The following is a 19,786-nucleotide window of genomic DNA, read 5'->3' as shown; positions in this document are numbered from 1 at the left end:
GGCGCCCAAGGTCGCCCTCACGGCCTGCATGCGCAAGCTGCTCACGATCCTCAACGCGATGCTCAAGCATCACACCCGCTGGGCCCTCGTCATGGCTCAGCACGCTTGACACCTAAGACAGTCGCTACCCTCTCCCCGTGGGGGAGAGGGGTATAGGGAGTAGCTGCGCTAGTCACCAAGCCAGACCGTGTCGAGCTGGTTGTTCAAATAGTGGCTGGGCGTGATCGTCCAGCCCTTGACCTTCGAGTTGTGCGGGATGATGCGGTGCCACTGGAGCGTGTAGATCACGTGGACCTCCTCGTCGAGGAGGCGCTTCTCGAAGGCGCGGAGGTAGCGCTTCCGCTCCTCGGCATCGGTGGCTCGCGCCTGCTTGGCGAAGAGCTCGTCGATCATCTTGTCCTTGTGCTTGCCGTAGTTGGTGTCCGACGTGCTGACGAACCGCGGCAGGTCCAGGTCCGGCTCGACGATGAAGCCGCACTGGAAGTCCATGGTCACGTCGAAGTCGCCGCGCTTGAGCATCGGATGGTAGGCCGAGGCCTCGATCATCTCCATCTTGACGTTGAGCCCGATCTGGCGCCACTGATCGATGAGCCAGATGCCCAGGGGCTCGTACGGGTGCGGGATGGCGCGGTTCTTGAAAGTGAACGCAAAACCGTCCGGAACGCCCGCCTCGCGCAGCAGGCGCTTGGCCTCGGCCCGGTTGGCGTTGATGTCGTGCCCGTAGCCGGCCAGCTTCTCCAGCTCCGCCTGGGGAGTTGCGTAGGGCGTGCCGGGCACCTGGATGCCCGCTACATCCTTGACCAGCGTGATCCGCGACAGCGCCTTCGAGCCCTCGTAGCGGTCCAGGGCGAGAGACAGGGCGCGCCGGACCCGCTTGTCGTCGAAGGGCTTCTTCTCGTGATGCATCGTCACGAAGTTCAGGCAGTCCCACGGGCTCTCCTGCACCGTGATCTTGGAGCCCAGCGCCTGCACGAGGCTGTCGCGCTCGCCCGGGCTGAAGCTGCGGAACTGGATGTGGGCGCGCTCACCGCGGACGGCCGCCACCTGGGCCGACGACGAGGAGACGAAGATCGCGCGGTAGCTGTCCAGGTAGGGCTTGCCCTTGTCCCAGTAGTCCGGGTTCTTCTTGCCGACCCAGTGCGAGCCCTTCACGTGCTCCACGAACTTGAAGGGCCCGGTGCCCATGACGTTCTTCTGGTACCAGTGCATGTCCTTGGCGAGGATGTCGGCCTTGTAGATCCAGTTCCAGGGCGAGGCCAGATTGAGCAGCAGGGACGACTCCGGCCGCTTGAGACGGAAGCGTACCGTGTAGGCGTCCGGGGCCTCGACCACCTCGACCACCTCGTACGCGGTCTTCCGGTCCGACTTCACGCCGGGCGGGGGAAAGATGATCTTGTCGTAGCTGGCCTTGACGTCCTTGGAGGTCATCTCGCTGCCGTCGTGGAACTTGACCCCGCGCCGGAGCTTGAAGGTATAGGTCATCCCGTCCTTGGAGATGGTCCAGGACTCGGCCAGGTCGCCCACCGGCTTGGTCCCCGTCTTGTCGAAGGGGTCGACCTTGAGGAGCGTGCTGTAGTGCGGTGCCATGGGGTGGATGACCCCGAAGGTCTCCTCCTGATGGGCATCGTAGGAGGGCGGTTCCGAGGGAACGACGAAGATCAGATCGCCGCCTGAGCGGGGCTTGTCCTGGGCCATGGCTGACGTCGGCACCGCGAGGGCGGCGGCCAGCAGAAGTCCCATCGTGATGCGCCCGGCAGTGGACAGTGTCATGCGACGCCTCCTTGCGCTGGTGCGACGGGAAAGACCGTCAGTGGTTCCAACGGCTTAGCGTACATTAGCGGTCGCACCTCCCGCCTGTCAAGGCTGGAAGCGTCATCGCTCGGTGACTAAACGCGGATGCAGGCCACCAGGTGCCCGGGCCGAATCTCCCGCAGTGCAGGCACCGCCTGCTTGCACTCCTCGATGGCGATGGGGCACCGGGGGTGGAAGACGCAGCCCGCCGGCGGATTGAGCGGGCTCGGTACCTCGCCCTTCAAAATCGTCCGCTCGCGCGTGAGCTCCACGGCCGGGTCGGGGATGGGCACGGCCGAGAGCAGCGCCTTGGTATACGGGTGCTGGGGGTTCTCGTAGAGCGACTGCCGGTCAGTGACCTCGACGATCTTGCCCAGGTACATCACTGCGACCCGGTCGGAGATGTGGCGGACTACCGAGAGGTCGTGGGCGACGAAAAGATAGGTCAGGCCGAAGCCGGTCTGCAGCTCCTCGAGCAGGTTGATGATCTGGGCCTGGATGGAGACGTCGAGGGCCGAGACCGGCTCGTCGCAGACGATCAAGGTCGGCTCCATGGCGAGGGCCCGCGCGATGCCGACGCGCTGGCGCTGGCCGCCCGAGAGCTCGTGGGGATAGCGCTTGACCATGGCCGGCAGGAGCCCCGCGTGGCCGAGGAGCTCCTTGACTCTGGCCTCCCGTGCCGCGCGTTCGGGCACGATGCTGTGGACGGCGAGGGGCTCGGCGATGATCTGGCCCACGGTCATCCGCGGATTGAGCGAGCTGTACGGATCCTGGAAGATAACCTGCATCTTCCGTCGCACGGCCCGCAGCTCGGACGGCGAGGCCGCCGCCAGGTCCTTGCCCTCGAAGAGGATGGAGCCGCTGGTCGGCTTCTCCAGCTGGAGCACGCAACGGCCTGTCGTGGTCTTGCCGCAGCCGGACTCGCCCACGAGGCCGAGCGTCTCGCCGCGGCGGATTGAGAAAGATACATCGTCCACCGCCTTGACCACACCGCGCCGGCCCCCGAGGAAGCCGCCGCTGATCTCGAAGTACTTGGTGAGATTCCGGACTATTAGGATCTCTTCGCCTTTAGGGGGCTCATCGCGCGCCCGATCACTGGCGACTGAAGCCACCGTGCTCACGCGCTCACCTTCTGGCCGAGCTCGGACGCCACCCAGCAGGCCGAGTCGTGACCCGCCGCGACGGTCTCGAGCGGGGGCGCCTCGCGCAGGCAGCGCTCGACAGCATATTGGCACCGCGGCTGGAAGGCGCAGCCCGGCGGCAGCCGCGAGAGATCGGGCGGCTGGCCCTGGATGGGCAGGAGCTTGGCCTTCCGGGGTTCGTCGAGGCGGGGCACGGAGCGCAGGAGCCCGAGTGTATAGGGGTGGCGCGGGTTGGCGTAGATCTCGCGCGCCGTCCCCCGCTCCACGATCCGCCCCGCGTACATGACGTTGACCCGGTCGGCGTAGCGGGCGACCACGCCCAGGTTGTGGGTGATCATGACCATGGCCACGCCCAGCTTGCGGGAGAGCCCCTTCATGAGCTCGAGGATCTGCGCCTGGATGGTGACATCCAGGGCCGTCGTCGGCTCGTCGGCCAGGATCAGCGCCGGGTTGCACGCCAGCGCCATGGCGATCATCATGCGCTGCCGCATCCCGCCGCTGAACTGGTGCGGGTACTGGCTGAGACGCCGCTCGGGATCGGAGATGCCGACCATCCCCAGCAGCTCGACGGCGCGGGCCCGTGACTGGGTCGACGTCATCCCGAAATGAATCTCGGTCGGCTCGGTCAGCTGGCGGCCGACGGTGAGGACGGGGTTCAGCGACGTCATCGGCTCCTGGAAGATCATGGCGATCTCCCGGCCGCGAACCGCGCGCATGTCCTCGTCGGAGAGCTGGAGGAGGTCGCGTCCCTTGAAGAGGATCTGACCGCCGACGATGCGTCCCGCCGGCGCAGACACGAGGCGCATGACGCTGAGCGCGCTGACCGACTTGCCGCAGCCCGACTCGCCGACGAGGGCGACGGTCTCCCCAGCCCGCACATCCCAGGAGACCCCGTCCACGGCGCGCACCACGCCGCCCGAGATCGCGAACTGGGTGTGGAGGTTCCTGACGTCGAGGAGGAGGTCGCCGCCCTGCTCCATGGCCCGGGCAGTCTAGCACAGGCCCCGGCGAGCCTCCTCACGAGCTCACCCGCGGGAGGCTCGAAGCTAGGAGCGCTCGCCGCGGGCGAGGCGGCGCTCGATGTCGTCGAGGCAGGGCAGGAGGTCGGCGATGGAGTCGACGACGTAGTGGGCCCCGCACTGGTGCATCCGGGTGTAGGCGCGCTGGCGCCGGGCCTCGCGGTCCGCGGGCGCCAGAGCCATCACTTCCTTGAGAGGCAGGCCGATCTCGTTGCCGCTCATGGCGAGCCCCACGGTCCACATGCCCGAGTTGAGCCCTTCTTCGATACCCGGCACCGTGTCGTCCACCTTGACGCACGCCGAGACCGGCCAGACCTGGAGGTTGATCACGTTCTGCAGGCACATGTACGGGTACGGCCGGCCCGCGGGCACATCGCTCGCGCAGACGGTCGAGTCGGGCTCGTACCCCTGCCTGGCAGCGTCCTTCCGGTTGATGTCCATCATCTCGGTGAGATAGCCCGTGGTCGAGCCGATCTTGATCCCGCGCGTGCGCATGGCCGCGACCGCTTCAAGGGTGCCCGGGATCAGCTCCGAGTACTCCGACAGGCACCCCAGCTGGAGCGGCACGAACTCGGCGAACATGGCATCCACGTCGGCCTCGGTGGGCTTCCGCCCGTGCTTCTCCTGCCAGCGCCGCGCCACGGGCGGAAGCTCCGTGATCTTCTTGATGTGGACGCGCTTGTGCGCCCCCATGGGCGCGCGCGCCTCGTCCATGGTGATGGGCACGCCCTGGCGCTTGAAGACCTCGACGAACACCACGGCAGGCGCCATGCAGCCGTAGTCCATGGTGGTGCCGGCCCAGTCGAGCAGGACGGCCTGGATCTTGCCGCGGTAGCGGCGCTCGTAGGTGAAGCTCATGCTCGTCTCCTTGGCTTTAGCTCTTGACCCGGAGGCTATCAGGGTCGTACGGGGCCTTGAGGCTGCCGCGCGCGGTGAAGCGGTCGCCGGCGATCTCGATCTCGAAGCGCGCCTGCGACAGATACGCCGCGTCCACGCCCCCGGGGCGGCTGACGTAGCCCATGGCGACGGCGCGGCCGAGCGTGTGGCCGTAGGCGGCCGAGCTGGTGGAGCCCACGATGCTCCTGTCGCACCAAATCGGCTCGTCGCCCAGCGGCAGCGCCTCGGGGTCGTCGAGGACGAAGTTGACCAGCCGCTTGCCGAGAGGCTTGCTGCGCTGTGCGAGCAGGGCCTCCCGGCCTATGAAGGGCGCCGCCTTGTCGAAGCGGACGGCGAAGCCCAGCCCCGCCTCGAGCGGTGTGTCGTCGGTCGTCAGCTCGCGCCCCCAAGCGCGGTAGGCCTTCTCGACGCGGAGCGACTCGATGGCGTAGTAGCCGGCGTCGGCGAGCCCCAGGTCGCCGCCGGCCGCATGCAGCGCATCATACACGCCGGCGGCGAACTCGACAGGCACGTAGAGCTCCCAGCCGAGCTCGCCGACGTACGTGATGCGCGAGGCGCGCACGAGCGCGCGCCCCAACCAGATCTCCCGGCTCGCCGCGAAGGGGAAGGCCGCGTTCGACAGGTCCGCCCGCGTGAGCCGCGAGAGGAGATCGCGCGAGCGCGGGCCCATCACGCCCAGCACCGCGTACGCGCCCGTGACGTCAGTGAGCGCCGCGCGAGCGCCGGCAGGGATGTGCCGGCGTATCCAGTGGGCGTCGCGCGTCGTCTGCGCCGAGCCCGTGACGATCAGGTACGCGTCCGCGCCGAGCCGCGTGACGGTCAGGTCGCTCTCGAAGCCGCCGCGCGGGTTGAGCATCCCCGTGTAGACCACCCGTCCCGGCGCCACGGCGACGTCGTTGGCGCACAGCCGCTGGAGCGCGGCCTCCGCGTCGGGGCCTTCGAGTCGGTATTTGGTGAAGGAGCTTTGGTCGAAGACGGCGACGGCCTCGCGGCAGGCGCGGTGCTCGGCCGCGGCGTAGGGGAACCAGTTCTGCCTGCCGAAGGAGTAGACCGTCTCGGGGGTGACACCGTCGGGGGCGAACCAGTTGGCGCGCTCCCAACCCATCTTGTTGCCGAAGCATGCGCGCTTATCGCGGAGGCGCTCGTAGAGCGGCGAGAGGCGCAGGCCGCGCCCGGTCTCGAGCTCGCGGTTCGGGAAAGCCACAAAGTAGTGCACGCCCACGATCTCGCTCGCCCGATCCCGCAGGAATTCCGGGTTGGCGTGGAAGGGCGCGAAGCGGCGGATGTCGGCCTGCCAGAGGTCTATCGACGGCCGGTCCTCGACGATCCACTCGGCGAGCGCGCGTCCCGCGCCGCCCGCCGCGGCGATGCCGCCCGAGCAGAAGCCGGCGCCGACGTAGTAGCGGCGGACCTCCGGCGCCTCGCCCAGGATGAAGTAGTTGTCGGGCGTGAAGCTCTCGGGGCCGTTCATGAGCAGGCGCACCTGGGCCGACTCGAGGGCGGGCACGCGCTGGATGGCGTTCTGCATCAGCGGCTCGAACTTGCTCCAGTCCTCGGGCAGCGTACCGAAGCTGAAGCCCTCGGGGATGCCGTCCATGCCCCAGGGCTTGGCCCACGGGTCGAAGCCCCCCATGAGAAGCCCGGCCACTTCTTCTTTGAAGTAGATGTGGCCGTCGGCGTCACGCATCACGGGCAGGTCGGGCGTCACGCCGTCGATGGGATTGGTGACCATGTACATGTGCTCGCAGGCGTGGAGCGGCACGGTGACGCCGCTCAGACGGCCGAGCTCCCGCGCCCACATGCCCGCGCAGTTCACGAGGATCTCCGTGGCGATAGGGCCCTGGGACGTCTCGACCCCCGCGACGGCGCCGCGCTCGAGCCGGACGCCGGTGACCGTGACGCCCTCGTGGATGCCGACGCCGCCTGCCCGCGCGCCGCGCGCCAGCGCCTGGGTGATGTCGGCGGGGTTGGCCTTACCGTCGCCGGGAATCCACACGGCGCCGACCAGGTCGTCGGTGCGCATGAGCGGGTAGCGCTCACCCGCGAGCGAGGCGCTGATGACCTCCGCGTCGATACCGTAAGAGCGCGCGAGCGCGGCGTTGCGCTCGAGCTGGATCATGCGCTCGCCCGTGCGCGCCACGGAGAGGCTGCCGCAGCGCTTCCAGCCGGTCGCCTGGCCCGTCTCGGCTTCGAGGCGCTCGTAGAGATCGGCGCTGTACCGGATGAGCCGGGTCAGGTTGCTCGAGGCGCGCAACTGGCCCACGAGACCCGCGGCATGCCACGTCGTGCCGCCGGAGAGGCTGCCCTGCTCGAGCAGCACCACGTCCTTCCACCCGAGCTTCGTCAGGTGGTAAGCGACGCTCGTGCCGATGATCCCGCCGCCGACAATGACCGCACGCGCGTGACTTGGAATCAACGAGCGTGGTTCAGTGCTAAGTCGAAGATGTCGAAGTTTCTCAGCCGGCGCGCCTCCGGCAGAGCGGCGAGCGGCCGGCTGAACACCAACGGCACCGTCTGCTCGGTGAGCCCGCCGTGGGAGCGGAGCGGCGCATCCAGTCCCGAGAGATCATGCTTCGCGCCGCTGGTGCCGATGACGACGTGGCGCCCCGAGATGGCGATGAGATCGCCCATGCGGTCGGGCGGAAGCTCGAAGCGCCGGCACCCTTCCTCCCGCTCGAGGACCAGCTCCATGCCCGGCAGCGCGCCCACGCTGGCCGCCGCCACGCGCGCGTCGGCGCCTTCAGGAAGATAGATCGTGGCGAAGGAGCCGAGCGCCCCGTGGTGAACCACGTACGGGTCGGTGATGGGCAGGATCACCCGCGCACGGCCCGCGCCGAGCCAGCCGTCGAGCACATCCTGGAGGTAGATGACCTGGGGCGCTCCGTGCGGGTCCGTCTTGGCGTTCATGCCGTGGTCGGCCGTGAGCGCGATCGCCGCGCCCATGGCGTCGAGGCTGGCGAGGTAGCCGTCCATCATGCGGTAAAAGGCGTGGGCCTGCGCCGTCCCGGGGGCGTGCTTGTGCTGGACGTAGTCCGTCGTCGAGAGGTACAGGATATCGGGCCGCGCCGACTCCATGAGCTTGACGCCCGCCGCGAAGACGAACTCGCTGAGGGCGGCACTGTACACCGACGGGAGCGGCAGCCCGACGAACCCGAGCGCGTCGTCGATACCGTGCTCGGCCCTCGTGGTCCGGTCCGCCTGCTCCGACGAGAAACAGGTCCCCCGCATCCCGTGCCCGAGGAGCCGCCGGAGCTTGTCCTTTGCCGTGACGACAGCCACCGAGGCGCCGGCATCGGCGAAGGCCGCCAGAATCGTCCCGCAACGCAGGTACTTCGGGTCGTTCATCATCACTTCGGCGCCGGCCTCGCGGTCCCAGAAGTAGTTGCCGCAGATGCCGTGCACTGCGGGCGGCACGCCTGTGACGATCGAGAGGTTGTTCGGATTGGTGAAGCTCGGGATGACTGCGGCGCCCAGCAGGCTTGCGCCGCGCGCCGCGGCGGAGGCGAGGAAGGGCATGGCCCCGGCCAGGAAGGCCTGCGCCAGGTAGTCGGGCTCGCAGCCGTCGACGCAGACGACCACGAGCGGCCGGGCCGGCCACCCGTAGGTCCGCCCGTTGACGGTAATCGGCCCGCCGCCCCGCGCCATACCGTATCCGCTACGTCTGGCAGCGGCCGCGGCCGAGGTGGGAAGCCGCCGCCGGCCGGAGCTCGGAGTACAGGCGACACACGGCCTCCGCCACGCACGGCCAGCGGTGGTCGGCCGCCCAGCGCGACGCATTGACGCCGAGGCGCGCCCGGGTCTCGGGGTCGTGGAGGAGCCGCTCCAGCCGATCGGCGAGGGCGGCCGGATCCCCTTCAGGCACGAGATAGCCCGTCACGCCCTCCTTGACCGTCGTGGTAAGTCCGCCGACGCGCGAGGCGACCACGGGGCTGCCGCAGGCCATAGCCTCGAGCGCCACCATACCGAACGACTCGTAGTAGGACGGCATGACCGTGGCGTCGGCCGCGGCATAGAAGAGGCGGAGCCTCCGCTGGGGCTGCGGGCCGATGAAGCGCACCCGCTCGCCGAGCCCGAGGGCCGCCACGCGGGACCGCAGCTCCCGCGCATGGCCCGAGGCAATGTCGCCAGGATCGGGCTCGTCCGAATCGCCTCCGACGATGTAGAGTCGCGCCGCGCCTCCAAGCCGCGCCATGGCGTCCAGCAGGGTTTCGAGCCCCTTGATCGGCTGGAGCCGCCCCACGTAGAGCAGCATCGGGTCGGGCGGCAGCTCGAGGAGGTCCTTGGCCGTGGCCTGGGACATCGGCTGGAAGAGCTCGGTGTCCACGCCGCAGGGGATGACGGCGATGCGCTCGGCCGCGGCGCCGTAGTGCCAGACCAGGTGCGCGCGCTCGACCCCGTTGGCCGCCACGATGCGGTCGGCGGCCGCGACGACACGCGACTCCTCGGCGATCCGCAGCTCGGGCTCGAGCTCGTCGGGCCCCTGCGCCACCGAGTTCTTGAGGCGGCCGAGCGTGTGGAACATCTGGACGAGCGGCACGCCCCAGCGCTCGCGCAGCTCGAGGCCCACCACGCCCGAGAGCCAGTAGTGCGCGTGGATGACGTCGTAGTCGATCCCCTCCGCCCAGCGATGCGCTTCGACGCCCTCGACGAACTCCGGCAGGTGGCGGTGGAGCGCCTCGCGCGCGATCGGCGCCTGAGGGCCCGCGGGCAGATGGATGACCCGCGCGCCCTCCCCCAGCTCGGCGACGCGGGGGATCGAGGCGTTCTGCGAGCGCGTGAAGACGTCCACGGCGACGCCCATGCGCCCGAGCTCGCGCGCCGTCTCGCGCACGTAGACGTTCATGCCGCCCGTTTCCTTGCCGCCGAGCGCGGCCAATGGGCAGGTGTGGACGCTGAGCACGGCGACGCGGAGGCTCACGGCGCCACCCGCACGCGGAAGAGGTCCCGAGCCGTGGGCCCGAAGGCGTACTTGTAGGGCTCCTCCCCACGCAGGAAGTCGAAGACGGCGACGCCGCGGTCGATCGCGTCGCGGATCACGTGGGTGAGGAGCACGATGCCCGGAGCAAGCTTGGCGTGGAGCGGGTCGAAGCCCGAGTTATATAGCCCGACCGAGCCCCCAGCCGAACCCAAGCTCTCGAGACAGAGGAAGCTCGCCACGGCCGCTCCGCCCCATTCGAGGAACCACAGCCGCGCCCAGCCCGCGGCCGCCAGCGCGCGGGTCGCGTCGCGGAAGAAGGCCTCCATGCGCTCGTCCATGAAGCGCGCCTTGCCGACCTTGGAGAGGCGGTGGAGCCTCAGGAACGCGGCCAGCGCGCCGTCCCATCCCTCGGGCGAAGAGTGAGCGCGCACGGACGTGCCCGGCAGCTCGCGTTCGAGCTTTCGGATCTTGCGCCGCAGCTCGTGGCGGTCCTTGCCCCCGAGACCCGCGAGATACGCGTCCCACGACGCGGGCAGCTCGAGCACGGGACAGCGGTCCTCCCGCTCGACCTGCGCCCGGATCCCGGCTGCGGCGCAGAGCCGCGGCAGGATGTCGAGGGTGGGCGACGCGGCACGGATCGCCCGGAGGTCCCATTCGGTGGACTCGCCCGCGCGGTGCTGGAGGAGTGCCTGCCAGACCTCCTCCTCGCGGCCGGCGGGGACGATCAGGTCGAGGTAGTCCGAGACGTCTACCCCGCCGACGAAGCGCCGGAGCCCGACGGCTTCGTCGTAGAGCGGCAGCAGGCCCGCAAGCATTCCGGCATCGTCGCTGACCCGGAGCAGGTGCAGCGGCCGTGAATCGAGGAAAGCACGCGCCCAGGCGGTCTGCCATTGCCAGGAGAGAAACACCGAGGGCTGGCGTGCCTGGGCGAGGAGCCCGTTCCAGCGACTTTCGTCCAGGCTCTCAAAGCCCGGCAGCGCTTCAACCTTCATCGCCGCCTCCGTCCTCGCCCAGGCTCGCCTCGCCGCCGTCTTCCGCGGATCCGTCCGAGCCACCCTCCTCGCCGGCGGCGGCCTCCATGGCCTCTCCGAGATCATCCCCCAGGTCCTCGCCAGTCGCTTCGCCCATGCGCTTGACGAAGCGCGCGACGGCCTGCGGGTCGTTTTCGTCGAGATCGCCGAACTGCGAGGGGTCGGCGGCGGCTTCGAGCCGAGCGTCTTCGGATTTGGGCGTGGCGAAGCGGGACATGAGGCGGGAGAGTTCGACGCTGCCGCAGCGCGGACATCGCGGCGCTTCCGGAGACGCAAGCGAACGGACGAGCAGGCTCACGCGGCGGTTGCAACCCCGACACTCGTACTCGTAGATGGGCACCCTGTCTTCTCGGCTTTCGCAGCTTTGAGATGCATTATCGCATCACGCGGATGCTGATGGTTCCAGGTCCTGACTTGGCTCGCCGTCCTTTCTACTCTTATCACCCGCCCCGCGTGGCGTCAATTTGTCGTCCGATCTATCTAAATCTTCACAGTGGATTGCGAAACGGCTTGGTCCACAACCAACGGCGGGGCGCATTCGACCTTCGGGGTCTTTCAGGGAAGAACTTGCGGCCGGCGTGGCGTGAGATCATCGAGGGCCTTCGACAGTGGCGGCTCCGAGCATACCAGGGGCAGCCTCACAAGGTCTAAGACAGAGGCCCTTACAGGCACTCCGAAGGCGGGGCCCGGTGCCGTGTCGAAGCCGCCTCCTCGACAGCGCGTCGGCCAATCCCGAAGGGAACTATCCTGCGGTCACGTGGGCCCGGTCGATGCGACGGCCTGCTCCTGTGAAGCGCGATAAACTCGGGGGTCTCGCTAAATCCCCATTCCGCGCAACTCGGCGACCACTTCTCGATCTCGAGCGCAGATAACATACCCGCCATTGCCAGTCATGGACCGCCTCGCCCCCGAAGTATTCCCCGGGCCCTGCCGAGGTCTGCCTTGGCACAGCGAACCGTGAGTCAGCGGTGAACTGCAGCAAGATACCGCGCAGCGGTGAGAATCGGCGCCCCCTCGAAAGTAGCAAGAGAAATGAGGTCCGCGTCCCCGGATACGATGCAATCGGCATTGCCTGCATAGGCCGCATCAAGAAATTTGTTGTCGTTGGGATCGCGGCAAACGAGGAAAGTGCGCCGCGGCGTCACCATTTCGCCGTCACGCACCAGAATGATGGCGGATCGTTCGCGCCCATCGGCAGGAACGTGTCGGTCGAATTTTTCGCGGGCGATGACGTCGAAGAATTCGTCGCGGGTCGCAGGCGAAAAAATGACAGTGCTGCGTTCGGCGAGAACATCGAGGAGTTTTCCGGGGGGTGGATCGCGGCAGAAGGATGCCGCTGACGATTGTGTTGGTGTCGACGACGACGCGCTTACCAGCTCGCATCAACCAGGCGTTTGATCTTGGTCAATGACAGACCCTTGCGGCGCGCCCGGTTGCCGATGGCGGCCGCCGCTGCGCGAAACTCGGCCGCTGATTCCGCGCGTGACCGTTTTTTCGACAAGCGGCCGACTTCGACCGCAACCCGCATACGGACGATGCGCTTCTGCTCCTGGCTAAGGGCGCCGAAGCGCGCAGCGGTATCCCGGCTCACAGGAATGGCAGAAGATTCCATGGTTTTCATGACATTAGTTTACATGATGCCATGACCGCTCGCCGAAAAGCCATGATCGCCCTTGTCGCCTGTACTGTCGCGGTCGCCCTTCTCGCACACGCGCAACAGCAAGCCCGTGTGAAGCGCATCGGGTATCTCGGCTTGGGCAACGCACGGGGCTAGTGGAAGTCGTGGGACGGGACCTGCCGCAGCCGGTGGTGGAGCGGATGGAGCTGTCCGGCGCGGACCGAGATGACCCCCTCGCGGTGCTCGAGCACCCCCTCGACCCAGAGAAAGGGCTCGCCCACCAGCGTGAGCCGGCAGCGCTGGAAGAGCGGCGGGGGCACCACCACGTTGACGAGCCCGCTCTCGTCCTCGAGGTTCAGGAAGACGAAGCCCTTGGCGGTGCCGGGCCGCTGGCGCACCACCACGGCTCCCGCGACACGGACCAGCGCGCCGTGCCGCATCCCCCGAAGATCGGCGGCGCGGGCCACGCCCAGGCGCGCGAGCCGGGCCCGGTGAAAGACCATGGGGTGCGGGCCCAGGGTGAGCCCCGTGCCCTCGTAGTCGGCCACCAGCGCCTCGGACGGCGTCATGGGTGGGAGCGGGGGCGGAAGCGGCGATGACCCGGCCCGCGCGCGAAGATCAACGTAGAGCGGGCCCGATGGCCGCGCCGCCCGCTCGATCTCCCAGAACGCCGCGCGGCGCTCGAGGCCGAGGCTCGCGAGCGCGCCGATCTCGGCCAGCCTGGCCACCTCGTCCCTGTGAAGCCCGGCGCGCCTGACGAGATCGTCGGCGGAGGAAAACGGCCGCTCGCGCTCCATGAGCCGCCCCGCCTCCTCGCGCAACCCGCGGACATAGCGGAGCCCGAGCCGCACGGTCCCGTCGGCCTCGATGGCGCAGAGCCAGTCCGAGTGGTTGATGTCCAGCGGCCGGATCACCTGCCCGTGGCGCGCGGCATCTCCCACGATGGTGGCGGGGTGGTAGAAGCCCATGGGCTGGTTGTTGAGCAGCGCCGCGTAGAAGGCCGCCGGGTGATGCGCCTTGAGATACGCGCTGGCATAGGCCAGGAGCGCGAAGCTGGCCGCATGGCTTTCGGGAAATCCATACAGGGCGAAGGCGGTGATCGCGCGCACGATGGCCTCCGCCGCCTCACCCGTGATCCCCTGCCCCGCCATGCCGGCGCGGAGCTTCCGCTCCACCTCGTCCATGGCCTGCTTGCGGCGCTTGAAGCCGAAGGCGCGCCGCAATTCCTCCGCCTCGCCGCCGGTGAAGCCCGCCGTCGCCATGGCCATGCGCAGGAGCTGCTCCTGGAAGAGCGGCACGCCGAGCGTGCGCGCCAGGATGGGCTCGAGCGACGGGTGCGGCACCGTCACGGGCTCGCGCCCCGCGCGGCGCCTGAGATACGGGTGCACCATGTCGCCCACGATGGGCCCGGGACGGATGATGGCCACCTGCACGACCAAATCATAGAAGCACTCGGGCTTGAGACGCGGCAGGGTCGCCATCTGGGCGCGGCTCTCCACCTGGAAGACGCCGATGGTGTCGGCCTTCTTGAGCATGGCGTAGACCGTGGGGTCGTCGGGCGGCAGGTGAGCCAGGTCCACGCGGCCGCCGCGGCGGCGGATCATCCCGAACGCGTCCTCGAGGAGCGCCATCATCCCGAGCCCCAGGAGATCCACCTTGATCATGCCCATGACCGCGCAGTCGTCCTTGTCCCACTGGACGACGGAGCGCCCGGGCATGGCGGCCGGCTCGAGCGGGACCACGCCGTCGAGCCGTCCCGCGCAGATGACCATGCCGCCCGAGTGCTGGCCGAGATGGCGCGGCAGGTCCTGGATGGCTGTCCAGAGATGGGCGAAGTGGCGCATGACCGGCTCCCCGGGATCGCAGCCGGCCTCGCGGAGGTGGACCAGGAGCGTGTCGCCCGGATCCTTGTACTCCCAATCGCTGACGAGCCCCGACAGCCGGTCGCAGAGGGCGGCGGGGAGCGCCAAGGCCTTGCCTACGTCCCGCGCCGCGCTCCTGCCCCGGTAGGTGATGACATTGGCCGTCATGGCCGCACCCAGGCGCCCGTAGCGCTCGTAGACGTACTGGATGACCCGCTCGCGCCGGTCTCCGCTCGGCAGGTCGAGGTCGATGTCGGGCCACTCGCCGCGCTCCTCGGAGAGGAAGCGCTCGAAGAGGAGATCCATCCCCACCGGATCGACGGCCGTGATCCCGAGCGCATAGCACACGGCGCTGTTGGCGGCCGAGCCCCGCCCCTGCACCAGGATGTCGTGGCGGCGGCAGTATTCGACCAGGTCCCAGACGATCAGGAAGTAGCCCGCCAGGTCGAGGCGGCCGATGAGGTCGATCTCGCGCTCGATCTGTCTGCGCGCGCGGCCGCGGAGCGGTCCCGTGCCGTAGCGAGCCGCCGCGCCTTTCTCGCAGAGGGCGCGGAGGAAGCCGACCGGCGTCTGGCCCGGCGGCAGCGGGTAGTCGGGGAAGCGGTAGCCCAGGTGCTTGAGCGTGAAGCCGAGCCGCAATGCCAGCTCGCCGCTATTGGCCACGGCCGCCGGGCAGTCGGCGAAGAGCCGCTCCATCTCGCGCGCGGGCTTGAGAAAGCGCTCGCTGTTGCGCGCGAGCAGCCTGCCGGCCTGCGGCAGCGTCATGCCGTGGCGGATGCAGGTCAGCGTGTCCAGCAGCGGCCGATCCTCGCGTTGAGCCATGAGCGGGGCGTTGCTGGCGAGGAGCAGCAGCCCCAGCCGCCCCGCTTCCGCGCTCAGCCACTCGTTGTGCGTCTCCTGCTCGCGTTCGAGCGCGCGCTGGAGCTCGGCGTAGACGCCGAAGCGGCCGAAGAGGCCGGCGAGCCTGTCGAGCGTCGCTCGCGCGGCCTCATGGCCGTCACGGGTGAGCCGCCGGGCCACGGGACCTTCAACGCCCCCCGTGAGACAGACGAGCCCGCCGGCGTGCTCTTCGAGATCGTCCCAGCCGGCCAGGCCCTCACCCTTGGGCGCGCGCATCTTGATCCGCGTCAGCAGGCGGCAGAGATTTTTGTAGCCCTCGCGGTCCTCCACGAGGAGCGGCAACCTGCCGCCGCCCTGCATGCCGACCTCGGCGCCGACGAGCGGCGTGATCCCGAGGCGCGTGCAGGCGCCGTAGAAGCGCGGCGCCCCGTAGACGCCGTCCTGGTCCACGAGGGCGAGGGCGGACTGGCCGAGGGCGGCGGCCCGCTCGGCCAGCGCCTCGGGCAGGACGGCCGCTTCAAGGAAGCTGAATGCGCTCTTGGCGTGCAGCTCGACGAACATGACTGGGAGTCGCGCTATACTGGCCTGCAAAAGGGAGGGGAGAGATGCCCCAACACACGATCAAGGCCGCGATTCGTCCAGGAGAACAGTCGGGATACGTGGCGGAATGCCTCGAGATCCCGGTAGTTACTCAGGGCCTCACGCTGGACGAGGTCACTCGAAACCTTCAGGAAGCCGTCGCTCTCCATCTGGCTGATGAGGACCTGTCCGCCTTGGGGCTTGCCCCCAACCCCACCGTTGTCGTAACGATGGAGATCTCGCCCACGCATGCCTAAGCTCCGCCGCCTCTCATAAGTAGGGTCCCCTCACCACTCTTCCCTTTGGGGAGAGGGGTCAGTCATAGACGGCTTCGAGGCGCCAGCCGCGGCCGTCGCGCGCGAGCCGGCAGAGCGTGCCGTCGTCGAGCTCGACGTCCCACTCGTCCTGGACGAAGGGCGCTTCCGTCCACCACTCGCCCGACACGCGCCACGGCCCCGCGCCCGCGATGATCCGTCCCGCGAGCCCGGCGGCGCGCAGGTGGGCGGGCGCTCCCGCGTGAAGCGTCACCTCCACAGATCGCGGCGGTCTCATTCTCCGCACAGCCAGAAAAGCCCCCTGACTATTCAGCCCTCGCCTCACGGCTTCGCCCTTCGGCTCGAACTGCGGCCCTCTCCCCTCTGGGGAGAGGGCTGGGGTGAGGGGAGAAGAAATGGCGTCATCCGCATCGCGTCGGGCCGGTGGCTGTCCACCAACACCGGCGAGCCGATGCCGGGCGCTTCCACGAGAGCGGAGAGACGCGCCAGCGTGGCCGTGAGCAGGCGCGGGCTCGGGCGCGGCGGCTCGTCGAGACGCGGCTGGATATTCCCCACGCGCACGGGACGCGCGCGGAGCGTGATCGCCTCCACGGCGGCGCCCGGGGACCGCGCCGCGAGCGAGGCGCGCAGGAGCGCGGCGGCGGCGGCGGGATCGGCGAGCGGCGCCGCCGGCGCGCAGGCGCCCTCATGCACCGTCCGGTCGGCCAGCCGGCAGGTCCACTCGAAGGCGTCGGCCGAGAGCTCGTAGCGCCGCAGCCGCGCGCAGAGCATCTCGGCCAGGCCCGCGACGAGATCGCCGAGCGGCTCGAGAGCCTCGACACCCCAAGGGCAATCCGCCGATTCTTCGAAGACCGGCGGCGGCGTCCAGAGGCGGAGCGGCGTCGCATCTTCGCCGCGCGCCAGCCGCTGAAGCCGCGGCCCCTCGCCGCCGAGCCGCTCCGCGAGCCCGCGCGAAGGCAGGTCGGCCAATTCGCCGAGAGTGCGGATGCCCCAGCGACCGAGGCGCGCCGCCATCTCGGGGCCTAAGTCGAGAAGGCCCAGCGGCGCGGGGCCAAGCCAGCGGGCGTCAAGACCAAGCGGAACGATGGTGACGTCGCCGCCGGCGCGGGTCGCGAAGCGGGCGCCGGCGCGGCTGCCCGCGACGCCAACCCGCGCCGCCGCACCGCGCTCGCGGGCGGCGCTGTGGAGCCGGCGCGCGATCTCCTCTTCACCGCCCCACAGCCTCTCGAGCCCGCCGAGGTCGAGGTAGACGATGCCCGGGCCGCCGTCCTCCACCGAGGGCGAGTGGCGGAGCGCGATCTCGAGCAGGGCCGGCTGCACCCGCGGGTCGGCGCCGGGAACGAAGAGGCAGGCGATGCGCGTCACGCCCGCCACTCGATGAGCCAGGCGCGCCCGGGCGCGGCCAGGCGCGGATCGACGCGGGAACGAAGCACGCGGGCTTCGGAGACGAGCCCGCCAAGACGGATGCGCCGGGGCGCGCCGATCCAGCGCGTGCGCACGCGGCGCACCGAGACCACGAGCGCGGCGGCGCTGCCCGTCACGTGCCGCGGGGCGCGGACGACGACCACGGCCGCGTTCCCCGCCGCCGCGCGCTGGAGGCGCACGCCGAAGGACGGCGGCGCGGCGACGGGCGCCGTGCCCAAATCGAGCGCGACAGCGGCGAAACCCGGGCAGCGCGCCAGGAGATCGGCCGCGCTCCACGCAGGCTGCAGGCGGCCGCCGCAGCGCACCCAGAGCAGCGCGCGGAGGTCGAGCCCCGCGCGCGCGGCCGTCTCAGGGTCGAAAGCATCGGCGCCGTCCACGAGAGCGACCAGCCCACCGCGCGATGCGGCACGAGCCAGGAGCGCCAGCAGCAGGCTGCCGCCTCCGGAGGATCGGGGTCCGACGATCTCGCTGAGCCGGCCCTCGGGGAAGGCATTCAGCAAGCCATCTAGCCCCTCACGATCCCACCCTGGCGGGGGCAAGGACTCGGTCGAGGTAGCCATAGCAGCACCCTATTTAAAGGAGTCCAAGTATTACACGTCATATGTTTAGTATTAGCAAGCACAAGATACTGAGGAGGCGGGCCTTGATGGACTCAGTATCTGGGGTGGCGCCCTAGGTCAGCCACGGCATCTCGACCGCGCGCCGAGATTCGTGGGCCAGGATGGCGGCAGCGTACTCCATGGTCAGCGCGATCTCGTCCTGCCCCCGGAGCAGGGCCTGCTTGCGGAACGGGTCCACCTCGAAGCGGTGAAGAGTGCCGTCGGGCGCCGTGAGCGTCTGCCGCTCGAGATCCACGCTGATCGCGGCACCCGGGCGCTCCTGGAGCTGCCGCCTGATTGACGCGGCGTCGGCGGCCGGCAGGACCAGGGCCAGCACGCCGTTCTTGAAGCAGTTCTCGAAGAAGATGTCACCGAAGGAGGGTCCGACCACGCAGCGGATGCCGTGGTCCATCAGCGCCCAGACGGCGCCCTCCCGCGAGGAGCCGCAGCCGAAGTTCTCGGCGGTGACGAGGATCTTCGCCTGCCGGTAGGGCGCCTGGTTGAGGATGAAGTCCCCGTTCTCGGAGCCGTCGGCGTTGAAGCGCAAGTCGTGGAAGAAGAACTGCTGGTAGCCGGCCTCCCGCGGCTTGCGCAGGAAGCGCGCCGGGATGACGCGGTCGGTGTCGATGTTCGGCAGGTCCATCGGGACCGCGGCCGCCGTGAGGGTCGTGAATGGGTTCATCGGCCGGGAGAGGGATGCAAGGTGCGGACGTCGGTGAGCCGCCCAGTGACGGCGGCGGCCACCGCCATGGCCGGGCTCATGAGATGGGTGCGGGCGCCCTTACCCTGGCGCCCCTCGAAGTTGCGGTTGGAGGTCGAGGCAACGCGCTCGCCCTCGCGCGCCGTGTCGCCGTTCATCCCGATACACATCGAGCAGCCAGGCTCGCGCCACTCGAAGCCGGCGGCCGTGAAGATCAGGTGGAGACCCTCGGCCTCGGCGGCACGTTTGATGAGCCCGGAGCCCGGGACTACCCAGGCCGTCACCACGGCGCGGCGCCCCTTGGCGACCGCCGCCGCGGCGCGCAGGTCCTCGATGCGGCTATTCGTGCAGGAGCCGATGAAGACGCGGTCCACGGCGATCTCGGTCAGCGGCATGCCGGGCCGGAGACCCATGTAGTCGAGCGCGCGCCCCATGGCCTGGCGCCGGGCGGGATCGCCCTCGCGCGCGGGATCGGGCACGCTCCCCGTGATGGGCAGCGCGTCCTGCGGGCTCGTGCCCCAGGTGACGGTGGGCGCGATGCCGCCGGCGGCCAGCTCGACCTCCCTGTCGAACACGGCGTCGGGATCCGACGGCAGGGTCTTCCAGTACGCGAGCGCCTGCGTCCAATGCTCGCCCTTCGGCGCATACGGCCTGCCCTCGATGTAGGCGAACGTCGTCGAATCGGGCGCGATCATGCCGGCCCGCGCGCCCGCCTCGATGGACATGTTGCAGACGGTCATCCGCTCCTCCATGGACATGGCGGCGATGGCCGGCCCGGCGTACTCGATCACGTGCCCGACCCCGCCGGCGGCGCCGATCTTGGCGATGATGGCGAGGATCACGTCCTTGGCCGTGATGCCCACGGGACGCGCGCCCGTCACCGTGATCCGCATGACCTTGGGCTTCTTCTGCCACAAGCACTGGGTCGCGAGCACGTGCTCGACCTCGGTCGAGCCGATGCCGAACGCGAGCGCCCCGAAGGCCCCGTGGGTCGCCGTGTGAGAGTCGCCGCAGACGAGGAGGATGCCCGGCTGGGTCAGCCCCTGCTCGGGGCCGATGATGTGCACGATGCCCTGGCGCGGGTCACCAG

General features: G+C 69.6%; 18 protein-coding genes. 2 read left to right on the top strand and 16 right to left on the bottom strand.

The window, feature by feature from the left end:
* Positions 1 to 168: 168 nt before the first annotated feature.
* The 9 genes from VGV06_15160 to VGV06_15120 form a co-directional block, all read right to left on the bottom strand.
* Positions 169 to 1,770 (bottom strand): ABC transporter substrate-binding protein, encoded by a 1,602-nt coding sequence (locus VGV06_15160; GenBank protein HEV2056485.1) that lies wholly within the window; start codon positions 1,768 to 1,770, stop codon positions 169 to 171.
* A gap of 116 nt (positions 1,771 to 1,886) precedes the next feature.
* Complete coding sequence (locus VGV06_15155; GenBank protein HEV2056484.1) at positions 1,887 to 2,903, bottom strand: dipeptide ABC transporter ATP-binding protein; 1,017 nt, start codon at positions 2,901 to 2,903, stop codon at positions 1,887 to 1,889.
* A gap of 5 nt (positions 2,904 to 2,908) precedes the next feature.
* Positions 2,909 to 3,913, bottom strand: coding sequence for an ABC transporter ATP-binding protein (locus VGV06_15150; protein ID HEV2056483.1), 1,005 nt, complete (start codon positions 3,911 to 3,913; stop codon positions 2,909 to 2,911).
* A gap of 66 nt (positions 3,914 to 3,979) precedes the next feature.
* Positions 3,980 to 4,810 (bottom strand): phosphonoacetaldehyde hydrolase, encoded by an 831-nt coding sequence (phnX, locus tag VGV06_15145; protein ID HEV2056482.1) that lies wholly within the window; start codon positions 4,808 to 4,810, stop codon positions 3,980 to 3,982.
* Between the two features lie 16 nt (positions 4,811 to 4,826).
* Positions 4,827 to 7,265 carry an FAD-dependent oxidoreductase gene (locus VGV06_15140; protein ID HEV2056481.1) on the bottom strand — a complete coding sequence of 813 codons (2,439 nt, stop codon included), beginning with the start codon at positions 7,263 to 7,265 and terminating at the stop codon, positions 4,827 to 4,829.
* A complete protein-coding gene (gene phnA, locus VGV06_15135; protein HEV2056480.1) occupies positions 7,262 to 8,494 on the bottom strand; it encodes a phosphonoacetate hydrolase in 1,233 nt (410 codons plus the stop codon). Before phnA ends, VGV06_15140 begins: the two co-directional genes overlap by 4 nt.
* A 10-nt stretch (positions 8,495 to 8,504) precedes the next feature.
* Positions 8,505 to 9,767: a glycosyltransferase gene (locus tag VGV06_15130; protein HEV2056479.1), complete on the bottom strand. Its 1,263-nt coding sequence runs from the start codon at positions 9,765 to 9,767 to the stop codon at positions 8,505 to 8,507.
* Positions 9,764 to 10,759 (bottom strand): GNAT family N-acetyltransferase, encoded by a 996-nt coding sequence (locus tag VGV06_15125; GenBank protein HEV2056478.1) that lies wholly within the window; start codon positions 10,757 to 10,759, stop codon positions 9,764 to 9,766. The genes VGV06_15130 and VGV06_15125 overlap by 4 nt, the downstream gene beginning before the upstream one ends.
* On the bottom strand, positions 10,749 to 11,138 hold the full coding sequence (locus VGV06_15120) for a zinc ribbon domain-containing protein (protein HEV2056477.1): 390 nt from the start codon (positions 11,136 to 11,138) through the stop codon (positions 10,749 to 10,751). The genes VGV06_15125 and VGV06_15120 overlap by 11 nt, the downstream gene beginning before the upstream one ends.
* A gap of 628 nt (positions 11,139 to 11,766) precedes the next feature.
* Here VGV06_15120 and VGV06_15115 point away from each other — a divergent pair.
* A complete protein-coding gene (locus VGV06_15115) occupies positions 11,767 to 12,138 on the top strand; it encodes a hypothetical protein (protein HEV2056476.1) in 372 nt (123 codons plus the stop codon).
* Between the two features lie 29 nt (positions 12,139 to 12,167).
* Here the strand turns inward: VGV06_15115 and VGV06_15110 are convergent, their stop codons facing one another.
* The gene (locus VGV06_15110) at positions 12,168 to 12,419 is read right to left on the bottom strand and encodes a hypothetical protein (protein ID HEV2056475.1); all 252 of its coding nucleotides are present in this window, start codon (positions 12,417 to 12,419) and stop codon (positions 12,168 to 12,170) included.
* Positions 12,420 to 12,568: 149 nt separating this feature from the next.
* A complete protein-coding gene (locus tag VGV06_15105) occupies positions 12,569 to 15,679 on the bottom strand; it encodes an error-prone DNA polymerase (GenBank protein HEV2056474.1) in 3,111 nt (1,036 codons plus the stop codon).
* Between the two features lie 44 nt (positions 15,680 to 15,723).
* On the opposite strand from VGV06_15105, the gene VGV06_15100 reads away from it, so the two are divergent.
* On the top strand, positions 15,724 to 15,954 hold the full coding sequence (locus VGV06_15100) for a type II toxin-antitoxin system HicB family antitoxin (GenBank protein ID HEV2056473.1): 231 nt from the start codon (positions 15,724 to 15,726) through the stop codon (positions 15,952 to 15,954).
* A 58-nt stretch (positions 15,955 to 16,012) separates the two neighbouring features.
* On the opposite strand, the gene VGV06_15095 is transcribed toward VGV06_15100, so the two are convergent.
* The 5 genes from VGV06_15095 to leuC all read right to left on the bottom strand — a co-directional run.
* Entirely contained in the window at positions 16,013 to 16,231 is a 219-nt protein-coding gene (locus VGV06_15095) for a hypothetical protein (GenBank protein ID HEV2056472.1), read from the bottom strand.
* 62 nt (positions 16,232 to 16,293) lie between these two features.
* Positions 16,294 to 17,337 carry a hypothetical protein gene (locus VGV06_15090; GenBank protein HEV2056471.1) on the bottom strand — a complete coding sequence of 348 codons (1,044 nt, stop codon included), beginning with the start codon at positions 17,335 to 17,337 and terminating at the stop codon, positions 16,294 to 16,296.
* Positions 17,334 to 17,897 (bottom strand): hypothetical protein, encoded by a 564-nt coding sequence (locus VGV06_15085; protein ID HEV2056470.1) that lies wholly within the window; start codon positions 17,895 to 17,897, stop codon positions 17,334 to 17,336. Before VGV06_15085 ends, VGV06_15090 begins: the two co-directional genes overlap by 4 nt.
* Positions 17,898 to 18,069: 172 nt before the next feature.
* A complete protein-coding gene (gene leuD, locus VGV06_15080; GenBank protein ID HEV2056469.1) occupies positions 18,070 to 18,678 on the bottom strand; it encodes a 3-isopropylmalate dehydratase small subunit in 609 nt (202 codons plus the stop codon).
* Positions 18,675 to 19,786: 3-isopropylmalate dehydratase large subunit (gene leuC / locus VGV06_15075; protein HEV2056468.1), on the bottom strand; the 1,112-nt coding region annotated here is incomplete at its 5' end. The genes leuD and leuC, both read right to left, overlap by 4 nt.

This window comes from Candidatus Methylomirabilota bacterium (assembly GCA_035936835.1).
Classification (GTDB): domain Bacteria; phylum Methylomirabilota; class Methylomirabilia; order Rokubacteriales; family CSP1-6; genus AR37.
Note: the sequence above shows the minus strand (reverse complement) of the source record. Positions and strands in the feature narration are given on the sequence as shown.

Bases quoted from the DNA above. Each gene is read 5' to 3' on its own strand.
- VGV06_15105 (HEV2056474.1), bottom strand. From the start codon at position 15,679: ATGTTCGTCGAGCTGCACGCCAAGAGCGCATTCAGCTTCCTTGAAGCG.
- VGV06_15100 (HEV2056473.1), top strand. From the start codon at position 15,724: ATGCCCCAACACACGATCAAGGCCGCGATTCGTCCAGGAGAACAGTCG.
- VGV06_15125 (HEV2056478.1), bottom strand. From the start codon at position 10,759: ATGAAGGTTGAAGCGCTGCCGGGCTTTGAGAGCCTGGACGAAAGTCGC.
- VGV06_15160 (HEV2056485.1), bottom strand. From the start codon at position 1,770: ATGACACTGTCCACTGCCGGGCGCATCACGATGGGACTTCTGCTGGCC.
- VGV06_15150 (HEV2056483.1), bottom strand. From the start codon at position 3,913: ATGGAGCAGGGCGGCGACCTCCTCCTCGACGTCAGGAACCTCCACACC.
- leuD (HEV2056469.1), bottom strand. From the start codon at position 18,678: ATGAACCCATTCACGACCCTCACGGCGGCCGCGGTCCCGATGGACCTG.
- phnA (HEV2056480.1), bottom strand. From the start codon at position 8,494: ATGGCGCGGGGCGGCGGGCCGATTACCGTCAACGGGCGGACCTACGGG.
- VGV06_15110 (HEV2056475.1), bottom strand. From the start codon at position 12,419: ATGAAAACCATGGAATCTTCTGCCATTCCTGTGAGCCGGGATACCGCT.
- phnX (HEV2056482.1), bottom strand. From the start codon at position 4,810: ATGAGCTTCACCTACGAGCGCCGCTACCGCGGCAAGATCCAGGCCGTC.